This is a genomic window from Cryptosporangium sp. NPDC048952, assembly GCF_043197895.1.
GTDB lineage: Bacteria > Actinomycetota > Actinomycetes > Mycobacteriales > Cryptosporangiaceae > Cryptosporangium.
This window is the reverse complement of sequence record NZ_JBICTY010000002.1, coordinates 507186-527479: the sequence shown is the minus strand read 5'-3', so window position 1 is coordinate 527479 and position 20294 is coordinate 507186. Positions and strand designations below refer to the sequence as shown.

Annotated in this window: 16 protein-coding genes; 11 read left to right on the top strand and 5 right to left on the bottom strand. The window is 68.8% G+C overall.

Features of this window, described 5'->3' with window-relative positions:
- The first annotated feature begins 4 nt into the window (after positions 1-4).
- On the top strand, positions 5-1024 hold the full coding sequence (locus tag ACGFY5_RS10660; protein WP_392719350.1) for a uroporphyrinogen decarboxylase family protein: 1020 nt from the start codon (positions 5-7) through the stop codon (positions 1022-1024).
- A gap of 1 nt (position 1025) precedes the next feature.
- Here ACGFY5_RS10660 and ACGFY5_RS10655 read toward each other — a convergent pair whose 3' ends face one another.
- On the bottom strand, positions 1026-1889 hold the full coding sequence (locus ACGFY5_RS10655) for a PaaX family transcriptional regulator C-terminal domain-containing protein (protein ID WP_392719349.1): 864 nt from the start codon (positions 1887-1889) through the stop codon (positions 1026-1028).
- Between the two features lie 208 nt (positions 1890-2097).
- Here ACGFY5_RS10655 and ACGFY5_RS10650 point away from each other — a divergent pair, with 208 nt between their 5' ends.
- From ACGFY5_RS10650 to ACGFY5_RS10630, 5 genes are read left to right on the top strand one after another with little or no spacing between them, the layout of a single operon-like run.
- Complete coding sequence (locus ACGFY5_RS10650; protein WP_392719348.1) at positions 2098-3015, top strand: transporter substrate-binding domain-containing protein; 918 nt, start codon at positions 2098-2100, stop codon at positions 3013-3015.
- Positions 3012-3875 (top strand): amino acid ABC transporter permease, encoded by an 864-nt coding sequence (locus ACGFY5_RS10645; protein WP_392719347.1) that lies wholly within the window; start codon positions 3012-3014, stop codon positions 3873-3875. The genes ACGFY5_RS10650 and ACGFY5_RS10645 overlap by 4 nt, the downstream gene beginning before the upstream one ends.
- The gene (locus ACGFY5_RS10640; protein WP_392719346.1) at positions 3872-4630 is read left to right on the top strand and encodes an amino acid ABC transporter ATP-binding protein; all 759 of its coding nucleotides are present in this window, start codon (positions 3872-3874) and stop codon (positions 4628-4630) included. The genes ACGFY5_RS10645 and ACGFY5_RS10640 overlap by 4 nt, the downstream gene beginning before the upstream one ends.
- A complete protein-coding gene (locus ACGFY5_RS10635) occupies positions 4627-5733 on the top strand; it encodes a CapA family protein (protein ID WP_392719345.1) in 1107 nt (368 codons plus the stop codon). Before ACGFY5_RS10640 ends, ACGFY5_RS10635 begins: the two co-directional genes overlap by 4 nt.
- Positions 5730-6947 carry a CaiB/BaiF CoA transferase family protein gene (locus ACGFY5_RS10630; protein WP_392719344.1) on the top strand — a complete coding sequence of 406 codons (1218 nt, stop codon included), beginning with the start codon at positions 5730-5732 and terminating at the stop codon, positions 6945-6947. Before ACGFY5_RS10635 ends, ACGFY5_RS10630 begins: the two co-directional genes overlap by 4 nt.
- On the opposite strand, the gene ACGFY5_RS10625 is transcribed toward ACGFY5_RS10630, so the two are convergent.
- Together ACGFY5_RS10625 and ACGFY5_RS10620 are read right to left on the bottom strand one after the other, a co-directional pair.
- Complete coding sequence (locus ACGFY5_RS10625; RefSeq protein ID WP_392719343.1) at positions 6944-7378, bottom strand: hypothetical protein; 435 nt, start codon at positions 7376-7378, stop codon at positions 6944-6946. The genes ACGFY5_RS10630 and ACGFY5_RS10625 overlap by 4 nt on opposite strands.
- Positions 7379-7618: 240 nt before the next feature.
- Positions 7619-8194 (bottom strand): hypothetical protein, encoded by a 576-nt coding sequence (locus ACGFY5_RS10620; protein ID WP_392719342.1) that lies wholly within the window; start codon positions 8192-8194, stop codon positions 7619-7621.
- 205 nt (positions 8195-8399) lie between these two features.
- Between ACGFY5_RS10620 and ACGFY5_RS10615 the strand changes: the two genes are divergently transcribed.
- Positions 8400-12251 (top strand): hypothetical protein, encoded by a 3852-nt coding sequence (locus ACGFY5_RS10615; protein WP_392719341.1) that lies wholly within the window; start codon positions 8400-8402, stop codon positions 12249-12251.
- 9 nt (positions 12252-12260) lie between these two features.
- Here the strand turns inward: ACGFY5_RS10615 and ACGFY5_RS10610 are convergent, their stop codons facing one another.
- Both ACGFY5_RS10610 and ACGFY5_RS10605 read right to left on the bottom strand, forming a co-directional pair.
- Positions 12261-13193 (bottom strand): PaaX family transcriptional regulator C-terminal domain-containing protein, encoded by a 933-nt coding sequence (locus ACGFY5_RS10610; protein ID WP_392719340.1) that lies wholly within the window; start codon positions 13191-13193, stop codon positions 12261-12263.
- Between the two features lie 10 nt (positions 13194-13203).
- Complete coding sequence (locus ACGFY5_RS10605) at positions 13204-14100, bottom strand: LysR family transcriptional regulator (RefSeq protein WP_392719339.1); 897 nt, start codon at positions 14098-14100, stop codon at positions 13204-13206.
- 69 nt (positions 14101-14169) lie between these two features.
- On the opposite strand from ACGFY5_RS10605, the gene ACGFY5_RS10600 reads away from it, so the two are divergent.
- The 4 genes from ACGFY5_RS10600 to ACGFY5_RS10585 are packed head-to-tail and all read left to right on the top strand — an operon-like array spanning position 14170 to position 20181.
- Positions 14170-17229 (top strand): DUF3604 domain-containing protein, encoded by a 3060-nt coding sequence (locus ACGFY5_RS10600; protein ID WP_392719338.1) that lies wholly within the window; start codon positions 14170-14172, stop codon positions 17227-17229.
- A gap of 9 nt (positions 17230-17238) precedes the next feature.
- The gene (locus ACGFY5_RS10595) at positions 17239-18192 is read left to right on the top strand and encodes a glycine betaine ABC transporter substrate-binding protein (protein ID WP_392719337.1); all 954 of its coding nucleotides are present in this window, start codon (positions 17239-17241) and stop codon (positions 18190-18192) included.
- Positions 18189-19265, top strand: coding sequence for a glycine betaine/L-proline ABC transporter ATP-binding protein (locus ACGFY5_RS10590; RefSeq protein ID WP_392719336.1), 1077 nt, complete (start codon positions 18189-18191; stop codon positions 19263-19265). Before ACGFY5_RS10595 ends, ACGFY5_RS10590 begins: the two co-directional genes overlap by 4 nt.
- Entirely contained in the window at positions 19258-20181 is a 924-nt protein-coding gene (locus ACGFY5_RS10585) for an ABC transporter permease (RefSeq protein WP_392719335.1), read from the top strand. Before ACGFY5_RS10590 ends, ACGFY5_RS10585 begins: the two co-directional genes overlap by 8 nt.
- The last annotated feature ends 113 nt before the right edge of the window (positions 20182-20294 follow it).

The following is a 20294-nucleotide window of genomic DNA, read 5'->3' as shown; positions in this document are numbered from 1 at the left end:
AGACATGCTGCTCGCGTCGGTCGTTGGAAGTCTCCCGCAGCCCGATTGGCTGATCGATCGGTCGAAGCTGGCGGGCCGGATGCCTCCGCGGGTCCGGGCGAAGGAGCTGTGGCGGGTCGCCCCCGATCAGCTCACCGAGGCCCAGAACGACGCGACGCTGGTGGCCATCCGGGCGCAGGAGGAAGCCGGGCTGGACATCCTCACCGATGGCGAGATGCGCCGGGAGAGCTACTCCAACCACTTCGCGACCGCGCTCGAGGGCGTCGACATCGACAACCCGGGCACGACGATCAACCGCAACGGCGAGCCGTACCCGGTTCCGCGGCTCGCCGGGCCGATCAGCCGGCCGGCGCCGATCCAGGTCGAGGACGTACGGTTCCTGCGCGCGCACACCGAGAAGATCGTCAAGATGACGGTTCCCGGGCCGTTCACGATGTCGCAGCAGGCGCAGAACGACCACTATCCGGACGCCGAGTCCGCGGCGATGGACCTCGCGGCGGCGGTGAACGCCGAGATCAAAGATCTGCACGCGGCGGGGGCCGACATCGTGCAGATCGACGAGCCGTGGCTGCAGGCGCGCCCTGACGTGGCGCGGGAGTTCGGGGTGGCCGCGCTGAACCGGGCGCTCGAGGGTGTCGTCGGTACGACCGCGGTGCACCTGTGCTTCGGGTACGCGGCGCTGGTGCACGAGCGGCCGGCCGGGTACTCGTTCCTGCCGGAGCTCGCCGCGTGCACGGCGGACCAGATCTCGATCGAGACCGCGCAGTCGAAGCTCGACCTCGGGGTGCTCGCCGACCTGTCCGGCAAGACGATCATCCTCGGCGTCATCGACCTCTCGACGCCGGAGATCGAGTCCGCGCAGGTCGTTGCCGACCGCGTGCGCCGCGCGTTCGACTACGTGCCGCCGGAGCGCATCGTGCTCTCGACCGACTGCGGCATGAAGTACCTGCCCCGCGAGTCGGCCCAGGGCAAGATGCGCGCCCTGGCCGACGCCTCCGCGCTCCTCCGGGCCGAACTGCAGTAGGTCACCACTTCGCTGAGGTGTGGTGGCGGGGGTGGTCGGTCAGGTCCTCGTCGTGGTGGGCGACGATCTGGCGTGCGCGGTACTCGGCGAGCGGGCCGAGCGTGTCGTAGACCTCGACGAACAGCGCATACCCGGCCGCCCGCGGCCACGACGGCGGTAGCAGCGGGTCCGGGAGCCCCGGATCCAGCGCGGGGATCCGGCGCCACGCGTCCATCAACCGCGTCCGCACGACCAGCGCCTCGGCCGCGCCGATCTCACCCGCCCGCACCCGGTCCCGGATCGGCGCGTACACCGCCAACACGTCGCCGTACGCGGCCTCGGCACCCTCCAGCGGCCACGCCTCGACCGGTGGCGACCCGACCGCTTCCACCCGGAAGATCGACACCGCGTCCAGCGCGTGCTCGCGCAACACGTCCTCGACGGCGCTGACGGACGCCCGCGGGGAAATCCACACCCCGTCGAACAGGGCCCCGAATCCGAGCCACCGCAACGCGTTGCGTACCTGGTGACGGACCTGCCGCCGCTCCTCCGGCACGCTGAACGCGACGAGCGTCCAGCGCCCGTCCCAGTCCGTGTCCTCGCGGCCGAAGCGCATGATCCGCACAGCCGTGTCCTGGACGCTCCGGCGGGCGTCGGGGGCGATGCGGAGGCGGGCGCGCCGCCCCGAGCGCGTGCTCAGAAGGGTCCCGCGGTCGACCAACCGGGCAATCGCCCGCCGCGCGCTCGCCGTCGACGTCCCGAACGCGGCCATCATCTCCACGACCGCTCCGAGCGGTACCTCGGCACCCTCGTCCAGCCAGAAGTCACCCAGCAGCGTCACGAGCAGGTGCTGCGGATTGGCCCCGGAGCGCGCCCGCGGCAACACAGTCCGTTTTGAGTCGGACGGCAGCGCTGATGCGGATGAGCGACCGTTCGGCGAGAAAACTGTCACACGACGGACTGTAAACCCGCCAATTGGCATCCCCAACCCCTTGACGAGGAGGGGGTATGACGTACGACACTCAGCACCACAACGTGTGACAGTCGTTCTGCCGCACGTCAAAGAATCCGTCTCAATGACAGAGGGGTCAGAGATGTTGACGTTAGCGAGGACCGCCCTGGCCGGAGTGCTGGGCGCTGTTGTCCTGGCGGTGTCGGCCTGCGGCGGAAGCACCGACGCAGGCGACACCGGCACGAAGGCCCCCTCGGTCGACACCAAGGCCCTGTTCCGCCAGGAGCTGCACGACAAGCTGCCGAAGGCGATCCAGGACAAGGGCGAGCTCGTGTTCGCCGGCGACCCGCACCCGCCGTACCGGGTCGTGGCCAAGGACGGCACGGTCACCGGATTCGACCCCGACATCCAGGAAGCCCTCGGCGCCGTGCTCGGCGTCAAGACGCGCATCGAGGTGATCGCGGGCCTGCCCGCCGCACTCACCGGTATGAAGGCCGGTCGCTTCGACGCGTTCAACGGCCCGGTGAAAGACACCCCGGCGCGCGAGAAGGACTTCGACAACGTCGTCTACATGACCTCGCGCACCGCGTACCTGTTCAAACAGGACTCGGACGTCAAGGAAGCCGCCGACCTCTGCGGCAAGACCGTCGCCTACGTGTCCGGCAGCATCGTGGAAGGCCAGCTCAAGGGCCTCTCGACCTGGTGCGGTACGTCGAAGAAACCCGCGGTGCAGGGTCAGCCGCTCGCCGACACCAACGCGACGATCCTCTCGGTGCGCTCCGGCCGCGCCGACGCGCTCGGCGCCACCCAGGCCGGTGTGCTCGACATCCAGAACGCTGCGAAGGGCCAGTACAAGTACGTCCTGCAGCAGGACGAGCAGGGCGCCGGCGTCGACCAGCTCGCGCTGCTCGCGCCGAAGGCCGGTGGGCTCGGCCCGGTGCTTCTCGAAGCGTTCACGGTGCTGTTCGAGTCCGGCCAGTACGACAAGATCATGAAGGCCTACGGACTCACCGACGTCGCTGTCGACGCCCCGGCGATGAACGTGGCCGCGAAGCCATGACGCTCACGGCGCAGGAGGCCACCGACCGAGCCGACTATGCCGCGCAGGCCAAAGGGCACGTGCGGTGGGGCCACTGGGTCGTCGGCGCCGTCCTGCTGGTCCTGGTCGCGCAGCTCGCACGGTTCCTCGTCTTCAACGAGGCGTTCGAGTGGAACGTCGTCGGCGAGTACCTGTTCGACTCCTCGGTCCTCAAAGGCCTCGGCACGACGATCCTGCTCGCGGTCGCCGCCATGCTCGTCGGGCTGCTGCTCGGCACCACGATCGCGGCCTGCCGTCTGTCGGCGTTCGTGCCGCTGCGCTGGGCCGGCACCGCCTACGTCACGGTGTTCCGCTCGATCCCGCCGCTGGTGCAGCTGATCTTCTGGTTCAACCTCGGCTACCTGCTGCCGAAGATCTCGGTCGGCATCCCGTTCGGCCCGGAGTTCGCGAGCTGGTCGAGCAACGACCTGATCACGCCGGTCACCGCCGCGGTGCTCGGCCTCGGGCTCAACGAGGCCGCGTACCTGGCCGAGATCGTCCGTGGCGGCCTGCTGGGGGTCGATACGGGGCAGCAGGAAGCCGCGAAGTCGCTCGGCTACAGCGGTTGGCAGACGTTCTCGCGGGTGACGATGCCGCAGGCCATGCGCACGATCATCCCGCCCACCGGCAGCCAGTTCATCACCGTCCTCAAGGGCACGTCGCTGGTCAGCGTCATCGCGATGGCCGACCTCCTGTACTCGGTGCAGACGATCTACGGCCGCACCTACCAGGTCGTGCCGCTGCTGATCGTCGCCGTGCTCTGGTACCTGCTCGTCGTCTCGGTGTTCAGCCTCGGCCAGCAGCGCCTGGAGAAGTATTTCGGCCGGGGAGCGAACCGATGACAGCGGTCCTCGAGGTCCGTGGCCTGCGCAAGAACTACGGCGACCGCGCCGCGCTCGACGGCGTCGACCTGGAAGTGAACGCCGGTGAGGTCGTGGCGGTCATCGGTCCGTCCGGCTCCGGCAAGTCGACGCTGGTGCGCTGCGTCCACCAGCTCGAAGAGATCGACGACGGCGCGATGTACCTCGACGGCGAGCTGCTCGGCCGCAAGCGCACCGGGACCCAGCTGCGCGTGCTGCCCGAGAAGGCGATCGCGGCTCAACGTCGTCGCATGGGAATGGTCTTTCAGCAGTTCAATCTTTTTCCGCACCGGACCGTGCTGCAGAACATCATCGATCCGCCGGTGCTCGTGCACGGCACGCCGCGTGCCGAGGCCACCGCGCGGGCCGAGGAACTGCTGGCGAAGATGGGCCTGTCGGACCACGCGGCGAAGTATCCGCGACAGTTGTCGGGCGGGCAGCAGCAGCGGGTCGCGATCGCGCGGGCGATGGCCACCCGGCCGCGGATCATGCTGTTCGACGAGCCGACCAGCGCGCTGGACCCGGAGCTGGTCGACGAGGTGCTGAAGGTCGTGCGTGACCTGGCCGCCGCAGGCCTGACGATGGTGCTGGTCACGCACGAGATGGCGTTCGCGCGGGACGTCGCCGACCGGGTCGTCTTCATGGAGGCCGGCCGGGTGGTCGAGAGCGGTCCACACCTGTTCACCGATCCGAAGACACCACGCCTGCGCGAATTCTTGGAGAGGTTCTCCCGATGACCACCCTGCTCGCGACCGGAGATCTGGTTCTCGACGAACCGAACCCCGACGCGTTCTTCGACGGCACCCGCGAGATCCTGCGCGGCGGCGACGTCGTCATCGGACACGTGGAGGTGCCGCACAGCACGTCGACAGCGCAGCTGTCCACCGACGTGCCGGCTCCGCCGGCGGACCCGGCGCATCTGAAAGCGCTCGGCGCGGCCGGGTTCACCGTTGCCACGCTCGCCGGCAACCACGTGTTCGACGTCGGTGAGCAGGGGGTCCTGGACACGATCGCCGCCTGCCGGGACGCGGGGCTGGTGACCGCGGGCGCCGGTGCGAACCTGACCGAGGCACGCACCCCGGCGATCGCCGGCAACATCGCCGTGCTCAGCTACAACTGCGTCGGACCGCGGGACTCCTGGGCGCGTAGTCAGAAGGCCGGCTGCGCCTACGTCCGGGTGCTCACGCACTATGAACTGGACCACGCCAGCCCGGGTGGTCCGCCGGAGATCTTCACGTTCGCCGACCCGGCGAGCCTGGACGCGATGGCCGCCGACGTCCGCGCCGCCCGGGAGCGGGCCGACGCGGTCGTGGTCGCGCTGCACAAGGGCGTCGGGCACACGCCGGCCACGATCGAGATGTACGAGCCCCAGGTCGCGCGCGCCGCGGTCGACGCCGGAGCCTCGGTCGTCATCGCGCACCACGCGCACATCATGCGGGGCGTCGAGGTGTACCGGGGAGCACCGATCTTCCACGGTCTCGGCAATTTCGTGACGGTCACCCGGGCACTGAGCCCGACCGGCGGCGACAGCGCGGAACGAACGGCCTGGGCGAAGCGGCGGGTCGAGCTGTTCGGATTCGCGCCGGATCCGGACATGCCCACCTACCCGTTCCATCCGGAATCGCGGAACACCGCGCTGGCCACGTGCGAATTCGACGCAACGGGCCGGCTGGTGGCGGCCGGGCTGATCCCGCTGTGGATCGACCGGAACGGGGCGCCCCAGCCCGCGCCGGACGGGCGGGTCGCCGACTACATCGAGGACATCACGCGCCGCGCGGGCCTCGACACCGAATTTTCCCGAGAGGAGGGGCGCATCGTGCTGCCCGGGATCGGCCTGTGAGGGGCCCCTTGACCGGTATCACGGTCGTCGACCTCACCACCGCCCTGGCCGGGCCCTACGCCACCCTGCTGATGGCCGGGCTCGGTGCCCGCGTGATCAAGGTGGAGCGTCCCGGCCCGGGGGAGACCGCGCGCAACAACGCGCCGTACGTGGGGCGGGAGGGTTTGTCGGCGCAGCGCACCGGGCCGGAGGACATGTCGGTCTCGATGATGCTGCGTGGCCGGAACAAGGAGGCGATCAGCCTCGACCTGAAACAGCCCGCCGGTGTCGACGTGCTGCGTGACCTCGTGCACCACGCCGACGTCCTGGTCGAGAACTTCAGCACCGGAGTGACCCGGCGCCTCGGCGTCGACCCGGACGCGATGCTCGCCGTCAACCCGCGGCTGGTGTACACGTCGATCACCGGGTTCGGCACCGACAACCCGGGCAAGGCGATGGACTCGGTGATTCAGGCGCTGTCGGGGGCGATGTTCACCTCCGGGGCGCCGGAGGACGACCCGGTGCGGTTCGGGCTGCCGATCGGCGATTTGCTGGCTCCCATGTACGCCGTCATCGGAACTCTCGCCGCACTGCGCGACCGGGACGTCTCGGGGCTCGGCCAGCACGTCGACGTCTCGATGCTCGGCGCCCTGACGTCCCTCGTGGCGTGCGAACCGTTCGACGCCTACGAGCGACTCGGCTTACCCCAGCGCACCGGCAACATGGTGCCGCGCCTCGCCCCGTTCGGCGTCTTCCCGACCCTCGACGGCTTCGTCAGCGTCTCCGCCCCGACCGACGCGTTCGCGCGCAGCGTCCTGGCGGCCATCGGCCACCCGGTGGACGACCCCCGCTTCACCACCCGCGACGCCCGGGTGGCCCGCGCCGACGAACTGCACGGGCTGATCGCCGCGTGGACTTCCGTCCGTACTCTGGCCGACGCCGTGAGCGCGCTGACGTCGGCGGGGGCACCGTGCGCGCCGGTGCGCACCCCGGCTTCCGCGGTGGCGGATCCGCTGGTGCGCGCCCGGCACGAGGTGGTGCCGCTCGCGCATCCCGACTACGGCGACATCGCGGGCCTGTCCGGCACCGGCGTCCCGATCGTCTTCTCCCGCTCGTCGGCCGGCTTCGACCAGCCGCCCCCACGGGTGGGCGAACACACCCGAGCCGTCCTCGAAGGCCTCCTCGGCTACGCACCCACCGACGTGGACGCCCTGACCGAAAAGGGCGTGATCTAGGTGATGCCCGGGTCGGGGTCCGCGCTGCGAAGAGCGTCGTCCGCAGGCGAATAGTTAGCGAGGAATGACTTCAGTGGGTCAGTGTTGAGAACTTCCCGGGGCAGTCTGTTCTCGAGTTCCTGACGGCTGAGTTCGGTGCGGCTGATGACCTGGCCGGTGGCCACCGGTAGTCCACGGAGATCCACCGTCACCTGGACTCCCTCGGCCACCTTGATCGGGTCGTAGTACGGATCGAAGATCACCCATGTTTCCTGGGTATGCGTCACCGGATCGCGCAGATACCAGTATCGGACCACTCCCTGGCGCTCTGAAAGAGTGCCGGTATACACGGTTTCACGGTAACCACCGTCCAGGCTCGGTGAGTTGTTGGTCACGAGGAGCGTGTTTCGAAGAAACGAGTAATGAACATCGAGTTCCTCGTGGCCGATCATGCCGGCGCCGGTAGTGCTCCGCCAGTATGCGTGCCAGTGCCCGAGGTACCTGGCTTTGCCTGGTGATCTGAAGAATCGAAGGTACAGGTAGAGCTGCCGAATGCAGATCGGGACGACGCCGACGAGAAATCCGGTCAGGACTTCTGGCCAATTGATATCCAATCGGATCAACCCCTCGACTAAGGGCAGATGCCCGGCGAGTCCCCTCCTCTCGCCGGGCATCCACGCGTCGGGCAGGTCTCAGGCGAAGTTGCCCCACGCGTGTAGGAGATCGAACTGGCCCGCATCGGGGCGGTAGGGACTGGTCACCTTGGAGTTCTCGTCGACGCCCAGGGTGTTGAGGCACCGCGTACGTGCCTCCTGCACCGCGACGTTGGGGCCGGTCAGGGCCGGCCGCCAACTCTCCAGGTCGTAGGTAGGCCCGGTGAGCCAGTCACGTCGCAGCGGATGCCAGACCCACGACATCCGCTGGTGACAGTCCAACTGCTGCCAGATGCTGTCGGCGAGGCTTCCGTAGAGGCCTCGGACACAGGCCTGAACGGCATGCCACTCGTCCACCACGACCTCGCGAGAGCGAATCGGGTCAGTGGACGTCTGCCCAGCGCGAATACGTGCTGCGGAGTTCGGGGTGACGAGGATCTGGAACCGACCGTTGCCCCAGTTCGCGACTTCGATCTTCTCGATGTACTTGCTCGAACCGCAGTAGAGCAGATCGGCATGTGCGGTACTCGGACCGAGTACCGCACCGGCGGACGTGGCCAAGAGGGTGATGAGGCCGGCCGCGGCCGCTCGGAGGACGCCTCTTCGTAGCTGCATTGCTTCGTGTCTCCATCGGTCCGGTGGCGGGATCGGAGGTGCGTACGGCGTTCGAGACAACGCCGCCGCTATCAGACTTGCCTGTTCACGGCCCGTCGAGCTAGCGCGACAGTCGACTCCGGACAGTTTCCGGACACTCCGTGGACGCCACTCGTACGAGAATCGAGCAGCTAGGTCGATCGTCCTCACCGCGATGGGATCGAATGTGGCCGAATCGTACGGAGCGGGTAACCGTCCAGACCCGGAACTTCTGCTCACTAAGGAAGCATTCGGCAAGGCTTTGACCGAACTACGACGCTCTGTAGGACTGTCATTGAGCGATGCTGTTAAAGCGGTGAACGGAACACCGGTGCCGGGCGCAACCGACAAGACGCTTTCGATCAGCAAGAGTTCGATCAGCGCGTGGTGCAACGGCACGCTGCCACAGAACGGACAACGACTGACTTTTGGGCAGTTGCTCCGCGTGATCGGCCTGAACGAAGTCGAGATCGACCAGTGGTGGGGTGCTCGTTGCCGTATCCGAGTGAAGCCCGCCGAGACCAGACCTGGTGACATTCAACCGTATCGGGGACTCTCCAGCTTCGCAGCCGCCGACGCCGATTGGTACTTCGGCCGTTCAGCCCTGATGACGGAGTTGCTCGGCCGGATCGGCGCGTTACACGCGGGTGGCGGTGGACTGATCATTCTGGTGGGCGCGTCCGGATCCGGGAAGTCATCGTTGCTTCTCGCGGGACTAACGCCTGCGCTCGAGCGCGGCGAGCTTCCTGGCAGCGCCGGCTGGCCGACGCTCGTCATCACGCCCGGCCGAGACTCGCACATCGAGATCGGCCGCTTCCTGAGCAGCGCCGAGCGCGGCATCGACTCCCGCGACGGTCACTCGTCGGGCGGACCGCTCATCATCTTCGACCAATTCGAGCAGGTGTTCACTGGAGACGCGGACGAGGACAGGCTGGTCGCCGCCGTGTCCAGTGCTTCTCGTAACGGGGCATCCGTGGTGCTCAGCCTGCGGGCCGACTTCTACGGTCGCGCACTGCGTCACGAAAGTCTGCGTGCGGCACTCGACAGCGCTCAGGTGACGGTCGGACCGATGACCGCCGACGAGATCCGGGAAGTGATCGAGAAGCCGGCAGAAAGGGCCGGCATCGACGTGGAACGCGAGTTGGTGGAGATTTTGGTGCGAGAGGTCGTACCGGGGCGGGGTACCACCGTGCACGAAACCGGTGCGCTCCCACTGCTTTCGTATGCCCTCCACGAGATGTGGGTCAAGGACAGGGCAGGGCTGACGATTACGAATTACGAGCAGGTCGGCGGTATCGACGGCGCGGTCGCCGCGAGTGCCGAGGCCGTGTATGCCGGCCTCAGCCCGCATCAGCAACGGCAAGCGCAACGGCTATTCCTCCGTCTGATCAGGCTGCACCCCGACATGCCCGACACCCGTCGTCGTGTGCGACTGGGAGATCTGCTCGCGGGGAGAAACCAGGATTCTGACCGGGAGGAGGTGCTCAAGTCCTTCATCGCTCAGCGGCTCATTACTGTCGACGTCGATACCGTCGAAATCACCCATGAGGCGCTGATCGGCGCATGGCCGCGACTGCGGGAATGGCTTGAGGTCGACCGGGGCATGTTGCTACTGGGGCAACAGGTCGACGCGGATGCACTCGAATGGCAGGAATCCGGCCGCGAAAGCGGCTTGCTCTACAGGGGAACTAGACTCGTGGCCGCCCGCGAATGGGCCGATCTGCACGGTGAAGACGTCCCTGCGGTCAGCAGGCACTTTCTCGCGACCAGCCGGCGTCGCGCACGCCGCCGCGCGCGGCTCTTCGTGCTAACGATGGCCGTTCTCGCGGTCCTTCTGTTTCTGACCGGAACCTTGGCCGCCGTCGTTTTCCACCAACGCAACGATGCCCGTGACCAGCGCAACGAAGCACGTACCGATCGCGATCTCGCGCTCTCGCGAATGACCGCCGTGCGGGCGGACCAGCTACGGAGCCGAGACGTGTCTTTGGCGAGGCAGCTGTCGCTCGCCGCGTACCGAATTGCTCCGACGACCGAGGCACGGTCGAGCCTGCTCGACGCATCTGCGCTGCGGCCTGCCGTACGGATCCCCGGCGGCACCGGAATTCTCTATGCCACGGCGGTCCATCCTGACGGCCACCTCGTTGCGACCGGCTCGGACACCGACGTGAAGCTATGGGATGTATCGGACCAAGGCCGCGCCCGTCAGCTCTACCGGATGCCGACCGGAGCCCTGGGCACCGTTTATGCGGTCGCGTTCGATCCGGCAGGCGGCTTGCTCGTCGCATCCACGGCCGGTGCCACCGTACTGATCTGGGACATTCGAGATCCGGCAAAGCCACGGCCTCTCGAATCCCTGGCCGGACTGGGCGGCAGCGTCTACTCCGTGGCCTTCAGCCCGGACGGCCGGATGGTGGGAGCGGCATGCGATCACGGCATCGTGCGACTGTGGCGCGTCGGGCCGGACGGCACTTTCGATCCGATGGGAAAACCGATCCGGGTAGAAGGCAAGCGGGCCAAGTCCCTAAGCATTCGGGCGGGTAACGGCTACCTCGCCGTCGGCGACTCGGACGGCACGGTCGGAATCTGGGACATCGGGAATCCATCGCGGCCGGAGTTGATTGCTCGACCTATCGGCCCGGAAAAAGAAATCGGCCAGCTGGCCTTCAGCCCCGACGGACGGTGGCTGGCGGCGGGCGGGGCGGATCGGTCGGCCTACATCTGGAATGTGACTACCCCACGGGCGCCCCAGGCCATCGGGTCACCCATCACGGGCGCAACCAGTTGGATCAACGCGGTTGCATTCAGTCCCGATAGCGCGTCCGTAGCGATAGCGAGCTCCGACGGCGCCGTGGGAGTCCGTGTCATCGACGTTGCCACTCGCGCTGTCGTCGCCACGCTGCCGCACCCGGTGCCCGTGACGTCCGTGCGGTTCACGTCGGATGGAACCACGGTCGTCACCGGATCGAACGATGGCATGGCGAGGCTCTGGTCTGTCCCAGGACCGGCACTGGCCATGCCAGGCCCCGTGAGCTCGGCCGTTTTCGACCCCACCGGGCGAATGCTTGCCGTGGGCAGCAGCGACACCAGACTCTACGACCTCACCGAAGCTCGGCATCCGCGTCCATCCGGCCGGGCCCTGACCAACAAGGACGGCTTCGCCTCTTCGGTCGCCTTCACCTCGGACCACCGCACGATGGCGACCGCCTTCGGCAGATCCGGCGCCCTCCGGTTGTGGAATGTCACCGATCCGGCGCGTCCCGCACCGAGCGGTCAGGTCCTGACCGCCCATCCCGACCAGCAAATCGAGTTCCTCACGTTCGGCCCAGATGGTCGTACGCTCGCCACCGCCTCGCGCGACGGGACCGTCCGCCTCTGGGACGTGCGCGACTCTGCGAAGCCGCGCCTGGATGCGACGCTGTCCGGCTTCTCCGACGGTGTCTACTCGGTCGCATTCAGCCCTGACGGGAAGCTCTTGGCAGCCGCAAGCGCCGACAAGACGGTTCGCGTCTGGAATGTCGCCGATCCGACCAGGCCGAGGCCCGAAGGTCCACCGCTCAAACCGGGCGACCACTATGCCTACTCGGTCGCCTTCAGCCCGGACGGCACGACGCTCGCAGTCAGCCTGGCTGATGGCAAGCTGCGACTCTACGGTCTCGGGGATCCGGCGGCTCCTGAACTCGTCGCGCCACCGCTCGCTGGACCGACCGGTTTCCTTTACACGGTCAATTTCAGCAGCGACGGCACGTTGGTTGCCGGCGCCGGCACCGACGGCACGCTATGGCTGTGGGATGTCAGCCGACGCAACCGTCCGACGCTCTATGCGAAGCTGACCGCATCGACGGGGATCCTCTTCACCGTTGGGTTCCGGCCCGGCACCGACATGCTCGCCGCCGGCGGGGCAGACGGCGGGGTTTCACTTTGGCACACCGACCCGGAGCGGGCTGCAGCACTCATCTGCGCGACCTCGGGCGAACCGATCACCCGCGCGGAGTGGGGGATGTACGTCCCTGGCCGGGCATATCAGCCACCCTGCGTGTGACGACTCGGCTCAGGCCCAGGTCGCGACGGTGTGGTGGTCGACGTGGTTCGCCAGGTCCGGTTCGTGCTTGGCGACGATCTGGCGGAACCGGAGCGTCGCCAGCTCGCCGAGGCCGTCGTAGAGCTCGCTGAACAGGGCGTGGGCCGCCGGTCTCGGCCAGTCGTCGGGCAGTAGTTCGGCGGGAAGCTCCGGGTCGAGACCGGGGAAGATCCGCCAGGTCTCCAGCAGGTGCGTGCGCTGCACGAGCGCCGCGGCAGGCGTCACCTCACCGGCTTTCAGCATGTCAGGCAGTTTCTGGTGGTCGGTGAGGAACGCCTGGTACGCCGACTGGATCTCGGTGAGGTCCCAGGCGGTCAGCGGTGCGCACCCGACAGCGGTCTCCACCACCCGAAAAGCACTCAAATTGTCGACGCCGACCGCCTGGAACACCTCGCGGAGCGCGTCGAGCCCGGCGTGCGGCGAGATCCAGAGGCCGTCGAACAGCGGCGCGAACCCGAGCCACCGCAGGTAGCTGCGCAGCTGGTGCCGCAGGCGTCGCTGGTCCTCCGGGACGCTGAACGCGGCGAGCGTCCACCGGCCGTCCCAGGGGCGGGCCGACGGACCGAAGTCGAGCACGGTGCCGGTCTTGTGGCGGATGTCCTGCCGCCCGGTCTCCGACAGCCGGTAGTACGCGTGACGCCCTACCTTGCCCGCTTCGAGCACCCCGCGCTTGACCAGTCGGTTCGCGGTGGCCCGCGCACTGGTCTCGCTAATGCCGAACTCCGCGACGAGGTCGATCAGCACGCCCAGCGGCAGCGCGGCGTCCGCGTCGAGCCAGTGCTCACCGAGCAGGCTGGTCAGCAATCGCTGCGGCGAACCGCCCGCCTGGTGGCGCGGCAGCACCGACCCCTCGAGCGCCCGCCGCAGGACGAGTACCTCGGCGGGCGTGGGTTCGGCGACCATGCTCCTGAGCTTATTCGTCGCCCGAGCCCGACAGCGAACGCGTGATGGCCAGGTCGACGAACGCCTTCGCGGCGGGGGAGAGCTGGCCGTTGCGCCACATCATCACGGCACCGTGCACGAGCCTCGGCGTCGTCGGCACCACCACGGCACCGTGCGCCGCGGCGTCCTCTGCCAGGCGGGGCGGTAAGACCGTCGCCCCGGCACCGGCGAGAACGAGCGGCACGATCGCCGCGCGGTGCGTCGTCTCCACCGCGATGCGGGGCACGGCACCACAGCGGCCGAGTTCGCGGTCGACGAGCGTCCGCATCGCAGTTCCTTTCGGAGTGGAGACCAGAGCCCAACCGGCGAGCTCAGCCACCTCGATCGGGTGCGCCGGGTCGATCGCCGAACCGGGCGGGAGCACCGCGAAGAACTCCTGGTCACGCAGGCGCAGGTGGTCGAGGCCCTCGACGACGCCCGGTGACTCCGCGAGTCCCAACTCGCAATCACCCTCGAGCACCATGCCCGTGACCGCGTCGTCCAGCTCCGGGTCGGTCACCCGGACGTCGACCTGCTCGTGCGCGGCGCGGAACCGGCCGATGAGGGCGGCGAGGGGATCCACGGCGAGCGTGGTGAGCGCGACGATGTCGAGTCGGCCGCCGGTCAGGCCGAGCACGCTCTCCACCGAGGCGCGGGCGGTCGCGAAGTCGCGGAGCACCTGCTTGGCGGGGCGGACCAGGGCCTCGCCGGCCGCGGTGAGGCCGACCCCGCGGCCGAGGCGGTCGAAGAGCGGGGTGCCGAGGTCGCGTTCGAGGGCGCGGATCGCCTGGGAGAGGGAGGGCTGGGCGACGCGCAGGCGTCGGCTGGCGCTCGTGAACCCGCCGGTCTGGACGATGGCGAGAAAGTACTCCAGCTGGCGGCGGTCCATTCGTAAATCCTATGGGGTCAGTAGGGAATTGGTATCGGTCCCCCTGTGCCAGGGGATTGTTCTCCTTCGATGCCGAACGAGAAGGTTCTGGCCATGATGGAGTGCTGCGGGCTTGACCATCACGCGGATGGGTACACGGATCGTCAGCGCGCTGACCTGGAGCGTGTTCTGGCGTTCAACCGGCGGCTCGCCGCGGCCATCGACGAGTCGCGTGACGTCGGTGACGTGATCGCGGTGCTCGACCCCGACCCGCTGCGGTACATGTGGGTCGACGAGGGTGGCGGGCGCCTCACCGAGTACCTCACCGCCGCCGACGCCGCGCTCGCCGCGGCCCCCACGCTCCCCGGCCACCGCCGCGCCACCGGCCGCGAGATCTCTTGTCCGGCCGCGGCGTCTCCTGCGGACGGCGTGACCGCCGGGCGGCCCGGGGCGGCTCGGCCGGCGGTGGCCGTCGCGCCGGACGGGCGGGAGCTGTACGTGTGGATCGACTGGGAGGAAGGAGTCGGGGAGCGGGTCGTCGCCGACCTCGATGGGGAGCGGGTGGTGCTCACACCGAACCCCGGCGACTGCTTCCGCCCGTCGGCGGTCTTCGATCCGCAGGGGGAGGCTTGGGTCTTCTACGGGCTTGCTGACGACGCCAAGCGCGTTGCCGTCCACGCGCACCGGATCGGCGGCGAACCGGAGCGGATCAGTGACAGCGAGCACCCGAGCTTCAACCAGGAGGTGATCGCGACCCCGGACGGTCTGGAGGTCGTCTGGCAGGGGCCGCACGGCACCGGGTTCGGGATCTGGTCGCGGCGGTACTCCGGGGGCACCTGGGGCGAGACGGTCCTCGCCAGTGACGGCGCCGCGGGTAACGCCTGGGACCCGGCGGTGGCCGCGCTGCCCGACGGTCGCAGCGTGTACGCCTGGTCGGAGTACGTCGACGGGTCGTACCGGGTGGTCGTCCGCATCGGCGACGGACCGATCCGGCCGATCAGCGCCGGCACCGACTACGCACTGCACCCGAGCCTCGCGGTCACCACCGACGGCGCGATCTGGTGCGCGTTCGACCTGATCGCCGTGCACGGCCACGGCGGCTCCGGCCCCACCCGCCTGCGCCCCACCGCCGAACTCGCCGAGGCCCCCGCAGTGGTCGGCGCCCGCGACTCCGGCGACTCCGTCCCACCCGAACTCCTCCCCGACGTCACCGCCACCCTCCGCGTCGTCCGCATCGATGACGATGCACTCCAGGAGGCACCCGGACTCGGGGAGACGCTGAACGTCGTGCCCGGGGGGTTGCCTCGGCTGGTGGCGGACGCACGCGGTGGGCTGGCCGTGGCGTACCGGGTGCACCGGCAGTTGCCGCTGATGACCTACTACTGGGAGGTCGCGGCGCAGACGCTCGGCCCGGACGGCTGGTCGGCGCCGGTCACGTTCGGCGGCAGCGACGGCACGCTCGAGGAACCCGCCGTCGCCGCCGGAAAGACCGGCACCGTCATCGCGTGGCAAGCCGACGGACGCCTCGAACGCAGCCTCACCTGGACCGAGGGGTTCGGAGGCCGCGAATGCCCCGTGCTCCTCGAACACCTCGGCTCCGTCGTCTGGCACGGCATGCACGGCGTGGGCGTGATCCGGTCCGCCACGGTCCCGGCGGCCGGAGGCCCAGCCGGCGCCCCCCGGCCCGTTCAGATCGTCGAGAGCAACGAGCGCCGGGAGTCCCGCACCTGGTTGGATGCCCCCCAACCGCGCTACACCACCGACGTCGACGGGCAACAGCTCACCCTCTACTGGGGCGACCTGCACCGGCACTCCCTCGTGAGTCGCTGCACCTCCGGCGACGAACCCTCGCTCGAGGACTTCTACCGCTACGGCTGGGACGTCTGCGACTACGACTTCTGGGCGGTCACCGACCACTCCGAGAACAGCAGCGAGTACCAGTGGTGGTCGATCCAGAAGATCGCGGACCTGTTCCGCGTCGACGACCGCTTCGTGCCCTTCTACGGCTTCGAATGGACCGGCAACACCGGACACCAGAACGTCATCTACGGGTCCGTCGACCGTGGCGCCCCGATCTATTCGTCCTTCGCGCAGGGCTCCCAGACCCCCGACGAACTCTGGGCGAGCCTGCGCCGCCACCCGAATTACCCGGCGCTCACGATCCCGCACCACCCCGGCTCGGCGATGATCCCGTACGACTGGAACTACGCCGACCCGGAGTACCTGCGCCTGGTCGAGGTCTTCCAGGCCTGCCGCGGCAACTACGAGGCCGACGGTGTCTTCCGCCAGTACTCCGACGCCACCCGCCACGGCACGTTCGTCGCCGACGGCCTGGCCGCGGGCCACCGCTTCGGGCTCATCGCCAGCTCCGACCACGGCAACGGCGCCAGCTACGTCGGTGCGTTCGCCGTGAACCTCACCCGCGAAAGCGTCTTCGATTCCCTGCGGAACCGCCGCGTCTTCGGCGCCACCACCCGCGACGTCCTCGTCGACGTCCGGATCGGCGGCGCGTTCATGGGCCGGGAGATCCGCAGCACCGGCGAGATCGACATCGAGGTCTACGCCCGCGGCTACCGTGACCTCGCCCGCATCCAACTCGTCCGCAACGGCGAGACGATCCGCGAACTCCGCCCCGAGCTCAGCAAACCCGAAGGCCACCTCGAACTCCCCGTCCGCATCGAGTTCGGACAGAGCGCCATCACCACCGACTGGTCCGGCCGCCTCACGATCGACGACGGCGGCGAGATCCTGGCCACCCCCTATTGGTCCCCGGAGATCACGAGCGTCAGCGCCCACGGCGTCACCTGGCAGGCGTCGACCAAAGCATTCGGCGAGCCCTACGGCGCGCAGCGGGGTGGCGTCGAACTGACGCTGGTGGGCCCGCCGGAGGCGACGGTCACCCTCAACGAGACGCGCACCACGCTGGAGAAACTCGTCGGTCTCGAACTCCCCGGAGGGGAGGGTGGCCGGCTCACCGTCATCGGCGCCACCGGCGGACTCACCTCGCTCGGCGGCACCGAGCAGCGGCTGACCTGGCAAGACAACCCCGGCTCCGCAACCAACGGCGGGGCTGCCTATTACTACGTCCGCGTCATCCAGGTGGACGGCGAGATGGCTTGGTCCTCCCCGGTGTGGGTGGACACCGACTAAGGAGACGTGATGAAGAAGTACCGATTGATAGCCGGTGCCCTCGCCCTGACGGCAGTCCTGGCCGGTTGCGGTGACTCCAGCGACACCGCGTTCGGTGAGAACGACGGCGGAGACGCCACGAGTGAGGTGAAGCTCGTCCAGCAACCCTGGGAAGACCTGATCGTCGAGAACCAGCTCGTCAGCGACATCCTGACGAAGCTCGGTTACCAGCCGTCAGTGCAGGAGGTCGCGGTGCCGCTCGGCGCCCAGGCCCTCTCCACCGGCAAGGCCGATGCCTACCTGGGCAACTGGTGGCCCTCGCAGGAAGCGGTGTACGGCAAGCTCATCGACTCCGGCTCCGTGGAGGTGACCGGCACGCTGCTCACCGGCACCCAGTACGCGCCGGGCGTCCCCGGTGACCAGGCGTCGAAGCTGGGCATCACGTCGCTCGCCGACCTCGACAAGCATGCCGGAGAGTTCAAGGGGGAGATCCTCGGCATCGAGCCCGGCACCCCGGGCAACCAGGCCATTCTCGACGCGATCAAGAAGGACGCCTACGGGCTGGGCGACTGGAAGCTCGTCCAGAGCAGCACCGAGGCGATGCTCGCCGAGGTCACGCGCCGGGTGGCCAAGAACCAGCCGGTCGTGTTCCTCGCCTGGAAGCCGCACTGGATGGTCGTGAAGTGGGCGGTCACGTTCCTCGACGACCCCGAGAAGGTGTGGCCGGGCGCCGGTGAGATCCGCGTGCTGACCCGCAAGGGCCTCAAGTCCGACGACCCGAACCTCGCGAAGTTCCTGTCGCAGATCACCGTCGACGCCGAGACCGCGTCGCAGTGGATCAACGCGTTCGGGCCGGAGAAGAAGCCGGCGAAGGACATTGCGTCAGCGTGGCTGGGTTCGAACAAGGATGTCGTCACGAAGTGGCTCGACGGTGTGAAGACCGTCGATGGCAAGGACGGCGTGGCCGCGGTGGTGGGCGGGTGATCACCGGCAGCGGTCTGACAAAGACCTACGGCACCAAAAACGCTGTCGACGACGTGAGCTTCGACATCGAAGCCGGTGAACTGTTCGTCCTCATGGGGCTGTCCGGCTCCGGCAAGTCGACGCTTCTCCGCATGATCAACCGCCTGGTCGAGCCGACCTCGGGCACGGTGACGATCGACGGTGTCGACGTCGCCGGCCTGAACCCCGCGGCGCTGCGCGAACTGCGCAACCAGCGCGTCAACATGGTCTTTCAGCATTTTGCGTTGTTCCCGCACCGCACGGTGCGCCAGAACGCCGCCTACGGGCTGGAAGTGCGGGGCGTTCCGGCGAAAGAGCGGCTCGAACGCGCCGACGAGGCGCTGCACCGCGTCGGGCTCGGCGACCGCGGTGACGCGCGGACCCAGGAACTGTCCGGCGGCCAGCGCCAGCGGGTCGGCCTGGCCCGGGCGCTGGCAGGAGACCCGGACGTCCTGCTGATGGACGAGCCGTTCAGCGCCCTGGACCCCCTGATCCGCCGCGACATGCAGGACCTGCTGCTCGACCTGCAGTCCGACCGGCCCCGCACGATCGTGTTCGTCACCCACGACCTCAACGAGGCCATGCGGATCGGCAGCCGGATCATGGTGCTGAAGGACGGTCGGGTGCAGCAGTGCGGCACCGGCCCGGAGATTCTGGCCGCGCCCGCGAACGACTACGTCGGCGAGTTCATCGCCGACGTCGACCGCTCCCGTGTGTTGACCGCGTCCGCGGTCATGCGTCCGGCACCGTCGACGGCGGTTCTGTCCACTGCGCCCGGCGACGTCTTGGGCAGCGACGTCTTCGTGCTCGACGCCGACGATCGGCTGCTGGGCGTGGTCGGGTCGTCGGACGTGGCGGCCGCTCACGACGCGGGGGAGCCGGACCTCTCGGCGCGGGTGGCGGACGGGTACCACGTGGTGCCGCCGGACCGGCCGCTCGTGGAGTTCCTGCATCTGGCACCGACAGCGCCGCTGGTCGTGGTCGACGACGGGCGGTTGCTCGGCGTGGTGCCCGCCGGTGACCTGCTGACGGCTCTGGGAGGTGTCCGTGCCTAGGGTTCCGGTCGGCGAATGGGTCGACTCGCTGGTGAAGTTCCTGCTCGAGCACCTCGGGGGTGTGTTCGACGGGTTGGCGTCGTTCGTGACGCAGGTGATCAATCTCTTGTACCGCGTGCTGCATGCGCCGCCGTACGGGGTGGTGATCGCGGTGTTCGCGCTGCTCGCGTGGGTGGCCGCGCGGTCGTGGCAGCTGGTCGTGTTCACGGTGGCCGCGTTCCTGCTGGTCGTGTCGATGGAACTGTGGACCGCGGCGATGCAGACGCTGACCGTCGTGCTGATCGCCGCATTCGCGGCGGTGCTAGTGGGGGTGCCGCTCGGGGTGCTGGCGGCGCGGAGTTCGCGGACCGGGGCGATCGTGCGGCCGGTGCTGGACTTCATGCAGACACTGCCGGTGTTCGTGTACCTGATCCCGTCGGTGTTCTTCTTCGGGATCGGGGTGGTGCCGGGCACCGTGTCGACGACGGTGTTCGCGATTCCGCCCGCGGTGCGGCTGACCGAGCTGGGGATCCGGCAGGTCGATCCGGAGATCGTGGAGGCGGCGCACGCGTTCGGGTCGCGGCCGTGGCAGGTGCTGCGTCAGGTGCAGTTGCCGCTGGCGTTGCCGTCGATCATGGCCGGCGTGAACCAGGTGATCATGCTGGCGCTGTCGATGGTGGTCATCGCGGGGATGGTCGGGGCTGGTGGGCTCGGGGAGATCGTGGTGCGGGGAGTGACGCAGCTCGACATCGGTACCGGGTTCGAGGGTGGGCTCGCCGTGGTGATCCTGGCGATCTTCCTCGACCGGGTGACCGGGGGGCTCGGTGCCGGCCGCTTCCGGGGCTGGCGCCTTTGGCGCCGCGCCCCGAAGTCCTCCACGGCCCCCGCCGGCGCCCCGGCGCCGAGCGCCCCGGACCTGGCGGCCCACCCCGCCTGATCCAGGCGGCGAAGCGGTCCCGTTTCGGGCGTGCCCGCGAAGCGGTCCCGTTCGGGCGTGCCCGCGAAGCGGTCCCGTTTCGGCGCGTCAGCGCCCGCCGCAACGGGACCGCT